Genomic DNA, 14,665 nt, shown 5'->3' on the forward strand with positions numbered 1-14,665 from the left:
GTTCGATCTGCGTGTCCGGCTCCGCCGTCACTTCGGGGGTCTCTTCGCTTACCTCGGGCGGCGCGGGCTGGGCCACCTCGGTGGCCGAGGCAGGCGGCTGCTGGGCCGCGACCAGCGCGTCATATTCGGCGGCCGAGATCACCGAGACCTCGGTCATCTCAACGGGCTCAGGCTCGGAGGTGAAGATGCTTCCAAACAACAGCCAGCCGATAAGACCCAGATGCCCGGCACCTGATATGTAATGCCCGGTATGCACCGCTCAGCCACCCGACGTGTCGCTGCCGTCCAACGCCGGGCCGCCGATGTCGGTCACCAGACCGATGTTGGAAAAGCCGCCTGCGTTGAGCGCGCCCATGACTTCCATGACCTGCGCATAAGACACTTTGCCATCCGCGCGCAAAAACACCCGGTCGCTGGCCCGTTCAGAGGCAATCGCCCGCAGTTTGGTGATCAGTTGGTCGCGGGGCGTGTCGGTGGTTTGGATTTGCACGGCCCCCTCGGCGGTGAGCGTAACGGTCAGCGGCTCTTCCTGCTCGGATGGCAGGGCCGTGGCGGCGGTCTTGGGCAATTCCACCGGCACGCCCACAGTCAGCAGCGGAGCCGCGACCATAAAGATGATCAAAAGCACCAGCATCACATCGACGAAAGGCGTGACGTTGATCTCGGCCATCGGCTGGGCGCGACCGCGACGCCGTCCCTTGCCGCCCTGTTTTTTCATGACACCTGCGCCCATGGCTTAGCTGTCCAACTGGCGGCTGAGGATGGTGGCGAATTCGTCCGAGAAAGCCTCGTAATTGCCAAGGATGCGGTCACTGTCGGCGCTCAGCTTGTTGTAGAACACAACCGCCGGGATCGCGGCGAGGAGGCCGATACCGGTTGCCAGCAGTGCCTCGGCAATACCGGGGGCGACGACCGCGAGGTTGGTGTTTTGTTGCGCGGCGATCTCAATGAACGAGTTCATAATGCCGAAGACCGTCCCGAACAAGCCGACAAACGGTGCAGTTGAGCCCACGGTCGCCAAGACCGGCAGCCCCTTTTGCAAACGCTCAGCTTCTTTTGAGATCGCCACATCCATGGAGCGGTCAATCCGTGCGGTGGCGCCGGGGATCAACGCGCCATCTTCGCGGTGCGAGCGGCGCCATTCCGACATGCCAGCGGCGAAGATTTTTTCTGAGGGTCCATCCGGGTCAGCGCCGATGGTGTCAAAGAGCCCGTCAAGCGGCTCGCCCGACCAGAACGCCTGATCGAACTGCGCGGCCTCAGCACGGGCTTTGCGGTACTGGATGGTCTTTTGAACGATAATCGACCAAGACCAGAACGAAGCCCCGATCAGCATGATCATTACAAGTTTGACCGTGACTGTCGCCTTCGCGAACAGACCCCACAGGGAAAAATCCATCCCCTGTGCCAATGCCAGCGTCTCTGCTTCCATTTAACTATGCTCTTTTACTGCCGCCCCTTTGGGGCATTCTGCCTCTCGGGCCGTATTTTTCTGGCCTCAATTTGGAGCAAAGCTAACGGACTGCAACCGAGATTGCCAGAATTATGGTATCACGCCGCAGGATCCCCGTCCGACAGGCGGAGTTTCGCTGGCAAACGGGTGGGTTTCCCGGCCGTGGTCATGCAAACGGCGGTAACTTTGGCGCGGAATATGACCTTGCCGTCGCGTAGCACGTCTTGGTCAAACACCCAACGCACCGGCCCTTCGGCCTGATGGGTCGTCTGCACCTCTAACCGGTCGCCAAAGCGTGCAGCACCCAGATAATCCGCCTCTACCCGCGTTACGACAAAGACCAGCCCCTCGTCGCGCATGGCGCGTTGATCAAGGCCAATCTGTTCGACGATATCCGACCGCGCCCGTTCGATATAGCGCAGGTAGTTGGCGTAATAGACCACGCCTGCCATGTCGGTGTCTTCGTAGAAAATGCGGACTGGAAAGGTATGGCTCATGCCGACACCTGCACCCGCGCAGCAAGGCGCAGCGCATGGCTTGCGTCATTGGCGGCGGGCGGCATCACCGGATCATAGGCGGCGCGGATCACGTCGGCCACTTCGGGGCGCAGCACCAGCGCCTCATCGGCCAGCGCCAGCGGCGACTGCTCGGCAAAGGCGTCCTCGGACCAGAGCAGGATGACCTGTACCGCTTGGCTCAGCGCCAAGACTTGCGCGGACATATCGCGCAGGCTGTCGTCCATGCGCAGGAAGACAAAGGCCGCCTTGATCGCGCCGTTTTCTTCGAAGCGGAAGAAACGGTACTGATTGGCCCCAGCGGCCTGCAAGCGCTCGACCTGCCCTGCGAGGTCCGGCACCAGCCCATCCATCCCCGGCACGTCTAGCAACTCCGCCCAATCTGCGAAGAAGAACATCATCAGATTGCTTCCCAGTTCGGGATCGGTCTCGACCATGTCGTGACCGGCGAGTTTGGCGACAGCCTCAAGCGCGCCTTTTACCACCGGCAGCGCCGCCTCCTCGATTCCAAAGGCCACCGGCGCGATGGGGCGGCCCCAGCGGGCAAAGGCGAACTGCCCGTCGCGGCGGGTGAAAAGGGTCTCGATCTGCTCTGCGGTCATCGTCATCTGTCTTACCTTCGCTCCGGGGCGTCAGCCAAAAAGGTCGCTCTGCCCTTTGGGCGCGGCCATGCCGAGATGGCTCCACGCCTTGGCCGCCAACATTCTGCCGCGCGGGGTACGCTGGATCAGCCCTTGCTGCAACAGGAACGGCTCGATCACCTCTTCCAGCGCATCACGGCTTTCCGACAGCGCGGCGGAGAGGGTTTCGATCCCCACCGGCCCGCCCTGATAGTTCTCTGCGATCAGCTTGAGGTAACGGCGGTCAGCGCCATCAAGGCCCAGATGATCGACCCCAAGCCGCGTCAGAGCCATGTCGGCCAAATCGCGGGTCACGCGGCCATCGCCCTCTACAACCGCGAAATCCACCACCCGGCGCAGCAGGCGGCCCGCGATGCGCGGCGTGCCGCGGGCGCGTTTCGCAATCTCGCGGGCACCGCCTTCGTCGGCGGGCGCACCCAGTTTGCGAGCATTGCGATCAACGATGATGTAAAGCTCGTCCTCGGTGTAGAACTGCAGCCGTGTCGGGATGCCGAAACGGTCCCGCAGCGGCGTTGTGAGCAGCCCCATGCGGGTGGTGGCTCCGACCAGCGTGAAGGGCTGTAACTCGATCCGCACGGTCCGCGCGGCGGGGCCTTCACCGATCACCAGATCAAGTTCGAAATCCTCCAGCGCGGGATACAGCACCTCTTCCACCGCCGGGTTCAGACGGTGGATCTCGTCGATAAACAACACGTCACGCGCTTCGAGGTTGGTCAAGATCGCCGCCAGATCGCCTGCCTTGGCCAACACCGGGCCAGAGGTCATGCGAAAGCCCACGCCCAACTCCCGCGCCATGATCTGCGCCAGCGTCGTCTTGCCCAGACCCGGAGGCCCGTGAAACAGCGTGTGATCCATCGCCTCGCCGCGCTGGCGGGCGGATTGGATGAAGACGGCAAGGTTCGCGCGCGCCTCGGCTTGACCGACAAATTCCGCCAGCATCTGCGGCCGCAAAGCGCGGTCGAAATCTTCGGGCATCGGCTCAGGCCGCACGGTGGGGTCAATGTCGGTCATAGGGCCTCGTTATGGCGCAGGGCGGAGGGTTCTGCCAGAGGGGGCGTCACCCCTTGGGCGCCAACAGCTTGAGCGCCGCGCGGATCAGCGTCGGCGTGTCCGCCTCTGGCATCTCGCCCGCCGCCTGCGCCACGGCGCCCGCCGCGTCACCGGGACCGTAGCCAAGGTTGCCAAGCGCCGAAAGCGCCTCGGACTGGGCCGAAGCATTGGGCGCGGCGGCTTTCGGCGCGGGGCGCGGGGTGGCAGCTTCGATCACGGTCTCATCGGCAGCGGCCTGTGCTTCTCCCAGAGCGTCGGCCACGGTGCCGGTCATCGCCATCACGCCGGGAGCCTTGTCCTTGAGATCAAGCACCACGCGCTGTGCGATTTTGGGGCCAATGCCCTTGGCGGCCTTTACCGCGTTCCAATCGCCAAGCGCGATTGCGCGGCTCACGCCATCCGGGCCGAGCGTTCCGAGGATTGCCAGCGACGCCTTTGCCCCGACCCCCTGAACCGAGGTCAGCAACCGGTGCCATTCCTTTTCCACCAGCGTTTGAAAGCCAAAGAGCTGCATCAGGTCTTCGCGCACCACCAGATCGGTATAAAGCGCCACGACTTCGCCCACACCGGGCAGCGCGGCCATGGTCCGGTCAGAGACATAGACGAGGTATCCCACACCGCGGACGTCGATCAGCACATGGTCGGCGGCACGGTAGTCAATGCGGCCCGAGAGTTTGCCGATCATGCGCTCGCCCTCGCCACCGCTTGCGCGAGGGTGCTGGCCCCGCCGTGATGCGCGTGACAGATCGCGATGGCCAGCGCATCGGCGGCATCCGGGCCGGCAATCTCGATCCCCGGCATCTGCATTTTCACCATATGCGCCACCTGTCCCTTATCCGCGTGGCCTACGCCGACCACCGTTTTCTTGACCTTGTTGGGGGCATATTCGCCCACCGTCAAACCAAACTGCGCAGGCACCAGCATCGCGATGCCCCGCGCCTGACCCAGCTTCAGGGTCCCGGCCCCGTCTTTGTTCACGAAAGTCTGTTCAACCGCCGCCGCCTGTGGCTGCCACATGGTCAGCACGCGCGTCAGCTGCCCGTGCAAGGACAAAAGCCGTGCGCCAAGGTCGTCGCCTTCGGAATGACAGATGCCATTGGCCACATGGGCGATTCGGCTGCCCGAGACATCGATCACGCCCCAGCCCAGATTGCGCAGCCCCGGATCTATGCCGATCACCCGTATCATCTCTGCCCTCGATAAAATTGTTGCTTTTTTGGTGCACTAGCACGAAACGCGAACATCGCAAAGCCCTGATGCGCGGCGGGCGCTTTACGACATGCATCCTGTCGCTTTTGAACCGCGGTGTCGGATTGCGCCTCTCCATGCTGCAAAACCGACATCAGGAAGCCGGAAATTTTCCCGTAAAGATAGTGGGTTAGCCGTCATTTCGACCTATGCACAAAACGCAAGGCACGCTGTCGTTTTTGAGGGATTGCGCGGGGCGCTTTTCAGGCATAATTGCCGAAAATCACGTTTTGCACGGCGCGCTTTCCTCGGCCCCTGCAGACACAACCGACGATCAAACAAAGGACGGCCCCATGGCAACTTTCGACACCACCCGCACCGCTTACGGCTCCACCTCGGCCGTCACACGTATTTTTGGTTTTTTCGGCGCGTTCTTCGCGGCGGTCGAAGATTGGCAAGACAGTCGCGCCACCCGCAAGGCGCTGTCGGACCTGACCGACCTTGAATTGCAGGACATCGGCTTGATCCGGGGTGACATTGACCTCGTCGCACAGAACCACTTTGTGCGCTAAGCCTGCGCGCGCCCGCATCGAAACCTACCCAAACGAAAAGCCGCAGCGGAAGGCATCCGCTGCGGCTTTTTCATGTCAAAGGTCAGTGGCTTAAGATCACCGCATGATCGGGCCGGTCAGCCCGGCTACTGTCTTGGTCAGCGGGTCGATGGCCATCATCTTGGCGCCGATCTGCTCTAGGTTTGAACCATTGGCCAGCCGCGACAGGCGTTCGTTATAGGTCACCGGGCCGATCGCGGCGAGTGTGAAGGCTTTGAAGCCGAAAAATACCAGAACGATCAGGAAAAACCCCATCATCGGGAACCCCCGACGGGCACGTTTCGGCAAGACGGAGATCAACCCGTCGCGCCCGACGCGGGTGACATATCCCCGTTCCATCTTCCGATGCTTGCGCCCCAGAAGTTCGATCCGTTTCGCGAATTGAGCGTGTCCTTCAGCCATCACAGCCTCCGTAGCAATCCGGCCCCCACCGTTTGCTGCCAATTTGAATAAAGGCAAATTGTGGCAACAAAGCGGCAAAAGGGTCAAATGCAACGAAAATGAGGCGCGAATTATGCGTTAGTTTGCAGCGTTAGTGTCGTCCAGTCACCAATGCTCTCACGGTGCACCAGATTGATGCCAGATTGTGCATAAACCTCAATCACCTCGTCGGCCTGCTCGTTCAGGAGACCCGAGAGAATCGCATAGCCCGCAGGTTGCAGCGCCCCGGCCATATCCGGGGCCAAGGCGACCAGCGGCCCTTTGAGGATATTGGCAAAAACCAGATCAAAGGGGGCGGCTTCGGCCAATTGGGGATGATCAAAGCCTGCGGCCTCGACACAAGTCACGCGGCCCGACAGATTGTTGGCATCGACATTGGCCTGCGCGACTTCGACCGCGACCTCATCGATGTCACTGGCCAATACCGGCTCGGGCCAGATGCGCGCGGCGGCCATGGCCAGCACGGCGGTGCCGCAGCCGATGTCGACCACGTTTTTGCCGTGGAACCCCTCGCCCGCCAACCGGTCCAGCGCGCGCAGGCAGCCCAGTGTCGTGCCGTGGTGCCCGGTGCCAAAGGCCATGGCGGCTTCGATCAGCAGCGGTTCGCAATCGTCGGGCACCTTGTCAGCGTCATGGCTGCCGTAGACGAAAAAGCGCCCCGCTTCGACCGGGGCTAATTCACGGCGCACATGGGCGACCCAATCTGTTTCCGGCAGCTCGGAGACGGTGAAATCTTTCGCGCCCATCGCCTTGGCCAGCACCGCCAGCGCGGCCGTATCGGGTGCTTCTTCGAAATAACCGCCGACTTCCCACAGGCCCGAGCCGTCTTCGACCTCAAACACGCCAACGCCGGTGGGCTCGGGGATTAGCCGCTCCATCGCTTCGCCCAAGGCATAGGCGGGGTCGCGGCCCGTGAGGGTAGTGAGGGCGGTAAACGTGGGCATGGCGCGGTCCTTTGCTGCGGTGCGGTTGCGCTTCGCCTAGGGCCGCGCGCGTGTCGGGTCAAGCCATGCTGGGTTTCGCGGCCTATTCGGCGGCCTGCGGCACAGCAGTTTGAAAGATCGTTTCATGCCCCGGTGCCGGGTGGCGCGGGATCAACAGTGACAGCATCAGCGACACTGCCGCCATCCCTGCGGCAAGGAAGAATACCGCCGCAGGCGAGACGAGCCACAGCAGGCCAAGCCCGACTGGCAGGAACACCGCCGCGATGTGGTTGATCGTAAAGGCAACCGCTGCGGTGGGGGCGATATCTGCGGGGTCTGCAATCTTTTGGAAATAGGTCTTCAGCGCCAATGCGAGGGCAAAGAACATGTGATCCAGCACATAAAGCGTTGCCGCAATCACCACACCCCAGCCAAGGTAATAGACGCCGCCGTAAGCAAGGAAGACGATGATCAGCCCGACATATTCAACGGTCAGCGTCCGGCGCTCGCCGAAATGACCCACCGCGCGGCCCATCAGCGGGGCAAAGATCATATTGGCGACAAGGTTGATGAGATAGAGCATGGTGATCTCATGCACTTCAAAACCGAAGCGTTCGACCATCATAAAGCCCGCGAAGACCACGAAAATCTGCCGCCGCGCGCCTGACATGAATTGCAGCGCGTAATAGAGCCAGTAGCGCTTGCGCAGGATCATCTTTTTGTTCTGCACCGTGGGCGCTTCGAACTGTGGATAGGCCAGCATGGCGATGATGGCCACGGCAACGGTGACGCCGCCGCCGATCATGTAAACGATGCTGTAGCTGAGGTTCAGCGTTTCCCACAGCGCCATGATCGCCAGATAGGCCACCAGCGTCGCCAGCGATCCAGCCGCCATAAGCCAGCCGATCATGCGCGGCGCGTCTTCGATCTTAAGCCATTGAAGTTGCAGCGATTGATTCACCGTCTCGTAGTAATGAAAGCCGATCGAGCTGAGCATGGTGATCGTCAGGATGCCGCCCATGGAGGGGAAATATGCGGTGATGGCCGTCGCCGCGCCGAGCAGCGCGAGCGAGATCAGCCCCAGCACCTGTTCGCGGACAAAGAGCAAGATCGCGATGACCCCGATGGCCAGAAAGCCGGGAATTTCGCGCACCGTGTGCAGCAGGCCAATGTCGGACCCGTCGAAGTCTGCCACCTCGATGACGAAGTTATTCAGCAGCGCCGACCACGTGTTGAACGCGATGGGCATGGCCAGCGCCATGAGGAACAGCAGAGCCACGGGGCGGCGCCAGAACGGCAGGCGCTTGGCCTCTTCGAGGGTGATATAGCGGGTCATGGGAATTTATTACGCCGGGGTTTTGGGAATGGCGAGAGAAAAGGCGGGGCTCTAACGCGTCTTTCTTCCCCCAGCTCGGAATCAAGCCGCAGGCGCCGGGCCATCGCCTGCCCGCCCCCCGGGTAGGCGATTTGGTGAGGCTGGGTGGGACATTGCCAAAGCACATCATGTCGAGCCATAAAGTGGCAGCGACAAACGGTTAGATCGCCGACCCGCGGGCAGGCGCTGGCCCTCGTTTCCAACCCACCGCCTTTGAGCCTCAATAAAAACTCTGCGGATCGATATCCACGGCCAACCGCAAATCCCCCTTCAGCCGCAGCGCACCAACCCACTTGCTCAGCGCTTCTTGGAGCGCCACGCCCTTATCCGCCTTGACCAACAATCGCACCCGATGCCGCCCGCGCACCCGGGCGATCGGCGCGGGCGCGGGGCCAAAAACCTGCGCCCCCACCGCCCGCAACGGCCCGTCATGCCGCGCCAGATGGTTGCCCAGATCAAACACCGCCGCCGCATCGCTGCCGCTGAGGATGATCCCTGCCATACGCCCGTAAGGCGGCACCCCGGCCTGCCGCCGCTCGCCTGCCTCGGCGGCCCAGAACTTCTCCTCCTCACCCGCCAAGATCGCCCGGATCACCGGATGCTCGGGCTGATAGGTCTGCAAGAGCGCCGCCCCCGGCGCTTCGGCCCGCCCTGCCCGGCCCGCCACCTGCCGCATCAGCTGAAACGTCCGCTCCGCCGCGCGCAGATCCGACCCGGTGAGGCCGAGATCAGCATCAATCACCCCCACCAGCGTCAGCTTTGGAAAGTTGTGCCCCTTGGCGACCAGTTGCGTGCCGATGATGATATCCGCCGTTCCTTCGGCAATTCCCGCGATCTCGGCCTTCAGCGCCCGGGCCGAGCCGTACATGTCCGAACTCAGGGTCGCGATCCGCGCGTCGGGCCAGAGCGCAGCCGCTTCCTCTCCCAGCCGCTCTACGCCGGGGCCGATGGGGGCGAGCTTGCCTTCGACCTCGCAAGAGGGGCAAACCTCGGGCATGGGCTTGGTCTCGCCGCACTGGTGACAAACGAGGCGTTTCAGAAACCGATGTTCCACCATCCGCGCATCGCATTGATCGCAACCGATCTGTTCGCCACAGGCGCGGCAGAGCGTGATCGGCGCATAGCCGCGACGGTTGATGAACAGCATCGCCTGTTCGCCGCGCTCCAGCCGCGCATCGACCTCGCGCTTCATCTCGCCCGAGATCCATTTATCCCCCGGCAAACCCGCCTGCCGCATGTCAATCGCGCCCATCTTCGGCATCACCGCCGGACCAAAGCGCGAGGTCAGTTCCAGCCGCCGATACTTGCCCGCCTCTGCATTGGCCCAAGTCTCAAGACTGGGCGTCGCACTGGCCAGCACCACCTGCGCCCCGCAGATTGACGCGCGCAGCACCGCCATGTCGCGGGCGTTATAAAGCACCCCATCCTCTTGTTTGTAAGACGTGTCATGCTCTTCATCCACGACGATCAGCCCGAGGTTCTGGAACGGCAGGAACAGCGCTGACCGCGCACCGATCACCAATTGCGCGTTGCCCTCGCCCACCATGCGCCAGATGCGGCGGCGTTCGGTCATGGTGACACCGGAATGCCATTCGGCAGGCTTCCCGCCAAAGCGCTCCTCGACCCGGTCGAGAAACTGTTCGGTCAGCGCGATTTCCGGCAGGAGCACCAGCGCCTGCCGCCCGGATTGCACGGCCGCGGCGACGGCTTCGAGATAGACCTCCGTTTTGCCCGATCCGGTAACCCCGCGCAGCAGGGTCGTGCCATAGGTCTCGGCCTTAATCCCCTCGCGCAAAACCGCCGCCGCTGTCGCCTGATCCTCGGTCAGTGCCTTGCCGGGCAACGATGGATCCAGCCGCCGAAACGGCAGATCGCGGGGGCTTTCCTCTTCGCGCACGGCACCTTGATCGACCAAACCTTTGACCACCGAAGAGGTGACCCCGGCCATCTCCGACAACTCCTTCAGCGTGAAGGCCAGATCGCCGTATTCCTCCAGCACCGCCATAACCCGCTGGCGCGCGTCGGTCATGCGGGTCGGCACGCCGTCGCCCGCGCGGTAGATCTTGCGCATCGACGGCGGATCGCCCAAGCCCGGCGCACGCGTGGCCAGCCGCAGCATCGCGGGCAGCGGGGTCAGGGTATAGGCCGCCGAGCGCAGCAAAAATTCGCGCATCTCATCGCGCATCGGCGGGGCGTCCAGCACGCGGATCACATGGCGCACCTTTTTGATGTCGTAATCCCCGGCCCCCGGCCCCCAGACCACGCCCATCACCTTGCGCGGGCCCAATGGCACCTCGACAAACGCCCCCGCATGGCAGCCACCTTCGGGCGCGCGATAGTCCAATGCGCGGCCCAAAGGCTGGGTGGTCATCACCGACAGCAACTCGCCATGATGGTAGAATTCAGCCATGTCTGCCGCATGCTCCGTGTCGCTAGGGGGAATTGAGGCTTTAAGCATCGCAGATCATGCGGTAAAGCCAAGGCACGCAATAGACCTGTTAGCGATCACATTCCAACCCGGAAGGAAAGCCCATGAAATTCTTCGTAGATACAGCCGAGATCGACGCCATTGCCGAACTCAATGACCTTGGCATGGTCGACGGCGTAACAACCAACCCCTCCCTGATCCTGAAGTCAGGCCGCAACATCCTTGAGGTCACCAAAGAGATTTGTGACCTCGTCGACGGCCCCGTCTCTGCCGAAGTTGTGGCGCTGGAAGCCGACGCGATGATCGCCGAAGGCCGCAAACTGGCCGAGATCGCCGACAACATCACCATCAAGCTGCCGCTGACATGGGACGGGCTGAAAGCCTGTAAGGTTCTGTCGGGCGAGGGTCACATGATCAACGTGACGCTCTGCTTCTCGGCGAACCAAGCGCTGATCGCGGCCAAAGCGGGCGCGACCTTCATCTCGCCCTTCATTGGTCGTCTGGACGACATCAACCTCGATGGCATGGACCTGATCCAAGACATCCGCACCATCTATGACAACTACGGGTTCGAGACGCAGATCCTCGCGGCCTCCATCCGCAGCGTGAATCACGTGCTCGACGCCGCGCGCATCGGTGCCGACGTGATGACCGCGCCGCCAGAAGTGATCAAGAAGCTCGCCTCGCACCCGCTGACCGACAAAGGTCTGGAGCAGTTCATGGCCGATTGGAAAAAGACCGGTCAGAACATCCTCTGATCCGGCCTGAGCGCCAAGGCATCAAACCCCTTCCGCCCCTGGCGGAGGGGGTTTTTCTTTGCCCTATGCGGCGTTGCCTTCAACCGTCAGGTGATCGCCCGACCATAGGCCGGGGCGCACCTCGGCCTCGGCCGCGCCTGCGCGGATGCGACGGCACTGCCCCACGGGAATCGCCGGAGCCTGCAACACCAGATCCATGCCCTGCGCCGCCGTCTGGGGTGGCAATGCCGCGTGCATCCCGTCCAAGGCCACCGACACATCGCAGGGCAAGTACACGCTCGCCCCGCCCACGCCGGTATCCTCTTGCCACGGGGTCAACGGCGCGCCAACCGCGCCGACACAGCACACGGCGGTCTGCAATTCTATCGCCCGCGCCCGTGCACAGCTGAACACACGGTTGTAGCCAGTGATCATGTCGGTCTTGGCGGGGATGATCACCAGATCGAGGTCCAGCTCGCCCAGTTTCGACCAAAGCGCGGTATATTCCGCATCGAGACAGATCGCGATGACACAGCGCAGCCCGTTCCAATCGAACAGATTGATCCCGGTGCCCGCGATGGTCACACCGCTGGCGCCATTTGCCTCAAGCGGCGTCAGGCTCAGTTTGTTTTGCACCTGCATCCCGCCCTCCGGCGTCAGGAACCACGCCTGATTGAGATACCCCTCGGGCGCGTCGACCGATGGAAAGGCCACAGGAAATGTGCCGGGCAGCAGGGCGACGCCTGTCTGCTCCACCATGCGGCGCATCGGGTCGAGCGCCAGCGCGGCGGTCTGCGCGAGCCAGCCCAGTTGCTGCTCTGCGGGCAGGTCCGCCGGGGCAAAGCTCAGCCATTGTGCGCAGCAAAACTCAGGCATCACCAAAAGCTGCGCCTCGCGCGCGGCGGCTTGTTGCAGACGCAGTTCCACACTGGCAAGCCAGCTTTGCAGCGAATCCGGCGTGACCTGAAGGTTGGCGGCCCAAAGATCGACAGAGACATGTTCCATGTAAGATTTCCTCTCCCGGCACGGGCCATTTCGCCGCATCCGGGGATATGCAGCAGGCTTCGATCAGGCGCGCGTGCCTTGCGGCTGAAATCCGCGCGTCGACCGGGGCCAACACACCCGCGCCGCTTTTGTTCCCGTGGGCTTCGTTCTACATCCCGGCCTGACGCAAGGCGGCAACAAAGACCGCAGGCGTCAAGACCCGTGACCAATTGGGGGCAGATCTTGACGCCCCACCATGCTATGACACCGCAAATCAAAAAGAGACGCCCATGAGCAGCAGCCCCAAAATCGACGACGCCCTGCGCGAGGCGATCATCTCCGCGCCCGATGTCATCCTTGACGACAGCGATGTGATGCAGGCGTTGATTGCAGCGAATGAGAAGGCCATGGGCGGCAACATCGTCGATCTGCGCGGCATCGCGATGGAGCGTTTGGAAACCCGGCTTGATCGGTTGGAAGACACCCACCGCAGCGTCATCGCCGCGGCCTATGAAAACCTCGCCGGGACCAACCAGATCCACCGCGCGATCCTGCAAATGCTGGACCCGGTGGAGTTTGAGACCTTTCTGCGCAATCTGGGTGGCGAAGTGGCCGACATTCTGCGCGTCGACGCGGTGAAGCTGGTGCTGGAATCGACCCAGAACGACAATGATCCGGCTGTACAACGTTTGGGCGATGTGCTGACCGTGGCCGAGCCGGGCTTTATCGATGACTATCTGTCTCAAGGGCGCGGCGGCATGGTGCGTCAGGTGACCCTGCGCGCACTTCAAGACGGTTCTGAGGCGCTGTATGGCACCAAGGCGGGCTGGATCCGTTCTGAGGCCTGCCTAAAACTCGATTTCGGCACAGGCCGCCTGCCCGGCCTTCTGGTCATGGGGGCCGAAGACCCGCATATGTTCGGCCCGCAGCAGGGCACCGATCTGCTCACTTTCTTTACCGGCGTGTTGGAACGCACCATGCGCCGCTGGCTGTCTTGAGCGAGAAGGCAAATCCGCTACTGATCAGCCCCGCCGCGCGGGACGCGCTGCAAACGTGGCTGGCGCATCAGAGCGCCTTGAAGGACGCAGCGGAGAATACGATCATCGCCTATCGGGGCGATGTGACCGAGTTCTTAACCTTCATGACCCTGCATAAGGGCGACACCCAAGGCCTTGGCGCGCTGGCGAAAATCACCATCAGCGACATGCGCGCTTGGATGGCCAGCACGCGCAGCGGCGGTGTCGGCTCGCGCTCCGTGGCGCGCAAGCTTTCGGCGGTGAAAGCCTTTTATCGCTGGCTGGCCGAGCGAGAGGGGTTTGAGCCCACCGCCGTTCTGCTTGCCCGGTCGCCCAAGTTTCAGAAAAAACTCCCTCGCCCGCTGGCCGAAGATGCCGCCCGCGCGCTGATCGATTGCGTCGAAACCCAAGCCCGCGCCCCATGGGTCGCGGCGCGCGATGTCGCTGTTCTGACGATGCTTTGGGGCTGCGGGCTGCGGATCTCCGAGGCGCTGGCGCTCAAGGGCGGCGATGCGCCCCTGCCGAATAGCCTGCGTATCATCGGCAAAGGCGGCAAGGAACGGGTCGTACCGGTCTTGCCTGCTGCACGCGCCGCCGTCGAAGACTACCGCGCCGTCTGCCCTCACCCGCAAGAGCCGCAAGCCCCGCTGTTTCGTGCCATTCGCGGCGGCGCATTGGGCGCGCGGGCCGTGGCGCAGGTGATGGCCGATGCGCGGATGCAACTGGGCCTTCCGGCGACGGCCACGCCCCACGCTATGCGCCACAGCTTTGCCACCCATCTGCTCGACGCGGGCGGCGATCTGCGTGCGATTCAGGAACTGCTAGGCCATGCTTCGCTCTCGACCACGCAGGCCTATACAGCCGTCGATACCGCGCGGCTGATGGAAGTCTATAACAACGCCCATCCCAAAGCGGGCCGCTGAGCCCTTCCAAGCCGACCCTCTTGCACCCTGCGCCTTAATCGCCATATTGAGACCAAGCGAGGACGACCTCCCCCATTTGGGCAGCCACTCGGGACGACCCGACCAATACCGGGACCGACCCCATGCGCAGCACCGCAGACCGCATCCGCCACGCCATCAGCTTTGAAGTTCTCGCCCTGTTGATCGTCACGCCCATGGGCGTTTGGCTGTTTGACAAGCCACTGCATGAGATTGGCGTCGTCACCATCGTCAGCGCCAGCATCGCGACGGGATGGAACTACCTTTACAACCTCGGGTTCGACCACGCCCTGCGCCGCCTGCGCGGCACGGTCCGCAAGACGGTGCCGATCCGGGTACTTCANGCGTGGTCGAACCCGAGG

The 14,665-nt window shown here is 62.9% G+C and carries 17 protein-coding genes and 1 pseudogene; 5 read left to right on the forward strand and 13 right to left on the reverse strand.

Annotation, left to right across the window (positions count from 1 at the left end; translation table 11 throughout):
- The 8 genes and pseudogenes from A3722_RS19330 to ruvC form a co-directional block, all read right to left on the reverse strand.
- Positions 1 to 199 (reverse strand): annotated as a pseudogene (locus tag A3722_RS19330) (energy transducer TonB); the annotation flags it as partial.
- Between the two features lie 60 nt (positions 200 to 259).
- Positions 260 to 733 (reverse strand): protein TolR, encoded by a 474-nt coding sequence (tolR, locus tag A3722_RS19335; RefSeq protein ID WP_067626442.1) that lies wholly within the window; start codon positions 731 to 733, stop codon positions 260 to 262.
- 3 nt (positions 734 to 736) lie between these two features.
- Positions 737 to 1,432: a protein TolQ gene (tolQ, locus tag A3722_RS19340; RefSeq protein WP_067626444.1), complete on the reverse strand. Its 696-nt coding sequence runs from the start codon at positions 1,430 to 1,432 to the stop codon at positions 737 to 739.
- Positions 1,433 to 1,551: 119 nt separating this feature from the next.
- Entirely contained in the window at positions 1,552 to 1,950 is a 399-nt protein-coding gene (locus tag A3722_RS19345; protein ID WP_067626446.1) for a YbgC/FadM family acyl-CoA thioesterase, read from the reverse strand.
- Complete coding sequence (locus tag A3722_RS19350; protein WP_067626452.1) at positions 1,947 to 2,570, reverse strand: hypothetical protein; 624 nt, start codon at positions 2,568 to 2,570, stop codon at positions 1,947 to 1,949. The genes A3722_RS19345 and A3722_RS19350 overlap by 4 nt, the downstream gene beginning before the upstream one ends.
- 30 nt (positions 2,571 to 2,600) lie before the next feature.
- Positions 2,601 to 3,620 (reverse strand): Holliday junction branch migration DNA helicase RuvB, encoded by a 1,020-nt coding sequence (gene ruvB, locus A3722_RS19355; protein WP_067626448.1) that lies wholly within the window; start codon positions 3,618 to 3,620, stop codon positions 2,601 to 2,603.
- Between the two features lie 46 nt (positions 3,621 to 3,666).
- Positions 3,667 to 4,344, reverse strand: coding sequence for a Holliday junction branch migration protein RuvA (gene ruvA, locus A3722_RS19360; protein WP_067626450.1), 678 nt, complete (start codon positions 4,342 to 4,344; stop codon positions 3,667 to 3,669).
- Complete coding sequence (ruvC, locus tag A3722_RS19365; RefSeq protein WP_067916382.1) at positions 4,341 to 4,847, reverse strand: crossover junction endodeoxyribonuclease RuvC; 507 nt, start codon at positions 4,845 to 4,847, stop codon at positions 4,341 to 4,343. Before ruvC ends, ruvA begins: the two co-directional genes overlap by 4 nt.
- Positions 4,848 to 5,200: 353 nt before the next feature.
- Here ruvC and A3722_RS19370 point away from each other — a divergent pair, with 353 nt between their 5' ends.
- Positions 5,201 to 5,419 carry a DUF1127 domain-containing protein gene (locus A3722_RS19370; RefSeq protein WP_067628399.1) on the forward strand — a complete coding sequence of 73 codons (219 nt, stop codon included), beginning with the start codon at positions 5,201 to 5,203 and terminating at the stop codon, positions 5,417 to 5,419.
- Positions 5,420 to 5,515: 96 nt separating this feature from the next.
- Here A3722_RS19370 and A3722_RS19375 read toward each other — a convergent pair whose 3' ends face one another.
- The 4 genes from A3722_RS19375 to A3722_RS19390 form a co-directional block, all read right to left on the reverse strand.
- Positions 5,516 to 5,860, reverse strand: coding sequence for a hypothetical protein (locus A3722_RS19375; protein ID WP_067628411.1), 345 nt, complete (start codon positions 5,858 to 5,860; stop codon positions 5,516 to 5,518).
- A gap of 110 nt (positions 5,861 to 5,970) precedes the next feature.
- Positions 5,971 to 6,843 (reverse strand): 50S ribosomal protein L11 methyltransferase, encoded by an 873-nt coding sequence (locus A3722_RS19380; protein ID WP_067916384.1) that lies wholly within the window; start codon positions 6,841 to 6,843, stop codon positions 5,971 to 5,973.
- An 82-nt stretch (positions 6,844 to 6,925) separates the two neighbouring features.
- The gene (locus A3722_RS19385; protein WP_067627045.1) at positions 6,926 to 8,158 is read right to left on the reverse strand and encodes an MFS transporter; all 1,233 of its coding nucleotides are present in this window, start codon (positions 8,156 to 8,158) and stop codon (positions 6,926 to 6,928) included.
- A gap of 259 nt (positions 8,159 to 8,417) precedes the next feature.
- The gene (locus A3722_RS19390) at positions 8,418 to 10,607 is read right to left on the reverse strand and encodes a primosomal protein N' (protein WP_067916386.1); all 2,190 of its coding nucleotides are present in this window, start codon (positions 10,605 to 10,607) and stop codon (positions 8,418 to 8,420) included.
- Between the two features lie 122 nt (positions 10,608 to 10,729).
- Between A3722_RS19390 and fsa the strand changes: the two genes are divergently transcribed.
- Entirely contained in the window at positions 10,730 to 11,383 is a 654-nt protein-coding gene (fsa, locus tag A3722_RS19395) for a fructose-6-phosphate aldolase (RefSeq protein ID WP_067623130.1), read from the forward strand.
- 63 nt (positions 11,384 to 11,446) lie between these two features.
- Here the strand turns inward: fsa and A3722_RS19400 are convergent, their stop codons facing one another.
- Positions 11,447 to 12,367, reverse strand: a complete 921-nt coding sequence (locus tag A3722_RS19400; protein ID WP_067623127.1) for a nitrilase-related carbon-nitrogen hydrolase — start codon at positions 12,365 to 12,367, stop codon at positions 11,447 to 11,449.
- 269 nt (positions 12,368 to 12,636) lie between these two features.
- Between A3722_RS19400 and A3722_RS19405 the strand changes: the two genes are divergently transcribed.
- The 3 genes from A3722_RS19405 to A3722_RS19415 all read left to right on the forward strand — a co-directional run.
- A complete protein-coding gene (locus tag A3722_RS19405) occupies positions 12,637 to 13,344 on the forward strand; it encodes a DUF484 family protein (RefSeq protein ID WP_067623124.1) in 708 nt (235 codons plus the stop codon).
- A complete protein-coding gene (locus A3722_RS19410) occupies positions 13,341 to 14,285 on the forward strand; it encodes a tyrosine recombinase XerC (RefSeq protein ID WP_201722081.1) in 945 nt (314 codons plus the stop codon). The genes A3722_RS19405 and A3722_RS19410 overlap by 4 nt, the downstream gene beginning before the upstream one ends.
- A 122-nt stretch (positions 14,286 to 14,407) precedes the next feature.
- Positions 14,408 to 14,665 (forward strand): chlorhexidine efflux transporter (locus A3722_RS19415; RefSeq protein WP_330220236.1); only part of this gene is annotated, 258 nt, incomplete at its 3' end.

This window comes from Sulfitobacter sp. HI0027 (assembly GCF_001634775.1).
Lineage (GTDB): Bacteria > Pseudomonadota > Alphaproteobacteria > Rhodobacterales > Rhodobacteraceae > Sulfitobacter.

Excerpts from the sequence above, each read along its gene's own strand:
- tolR (WP_067626442.1), bottom strand. The coding sequence starts at position 733 with ATGGGCGCAGGTGTCATGAAAAAACAGGGCGGCAAGGGACGGCGTCGC.
- tolQ (WP_067626444.1), bottom strand. The coding sequence starts at position 1,432 with ATGGAAGCAGAGACGCTGGCATTGGCACAGGGGATGGATTTTTCCCTG.
- A3722_RS19345 (WP_067626446.1), bottom strand. The coding sequence starts at position 1,950 with ATGAGCCATACCTTTCCAGTCCGCATTTTCTACGAAGACACCGACATG.
- A3722_RS19350 (WP_067626452.1), bottom strand. The coding sequence starts at position 2,570 with ATGACCGCAGAGCAGATCGAGACCCTTTTCACCCGCCGCGACGGGCAG.
- ruvB (WP_067626448.1), bottom strand. The coding sequence starts at position 3,620 with ATGACCGACATTGACCCCACCGTGCGGCCTGAGCCGATGCCCGAAGAT.
- ruvA (WP_067626450.1), bottom strand. The coding sequence starts at position 4,344 with ATGATCGGCAAACTCTCGGGCCGCATTGACTACCGTGCCGCCGACCAT.
- ruvC (WP_067916382.1), bottom strand. The coding sequence starts at position 4,847 with ATGATACGGGTGATCGGCATAGATCCGGGGCTGCGCAATCTGGGCTGG.
- A3722_RS19370 (WP_067628399.1), top strand. The coding sequence starts at position 5,201 with ATGGCAACTTTCGACACCACCCGCACCGCTTACGGCTCCACCTCGGCC.
- A3722_RS19375 (WP_067628411.1), bottom strand. The coding sequence starts at position 5,860 with ATGGCTGAAGGACACGCTCAATTCGCGAAACGGATCGAACTTCTGGGG.
- A3722_RS19380 (WP_067916384.1), bottom strand. The coding sequence starts at position 6,843 with ATGCCCACGTTTACCGCCCTCACTACCCTCACGGGCCGCGACCCCGCC.
- A3722_RS19385 (WP_067627045.1), bottom strand. The coding sequence starts at position 8,158 with ATGACCCGCTATATCACCCTCGAAGAGGCCAAGCGCCTGCCGTTCTGG.
- A3722_RS19390 (WP_067916386.1), bottom strand. The coding sequence starts at position 10,607 with ATGGCTGAATTCTACCATCATGGCGAGTTGCTGTCGGTGATGACCACC.
- fsa (WP_067623130.1), top strand. The coding sequence starts at position 10,730 with ATGAAATTCTTCGTAGATACAGCCGAGATCGACGCCATTGCCGAACTC.
- A3722_RS19400 (WP_067623127.1), bottom strand. The coding sequence starts at position 12,367 with ATGGAACATGTCTCTGTCGATCTTTGGGCCGCCAACCTTCAGGTCACG.
- A3722_RS19405 (WP_067623124.1), top strand. The coding sequence starts at position 12,637 with ATGAGCAGCAGCCCCAAAATCGACGACGCCCTGCGCGAGGCGATCATC.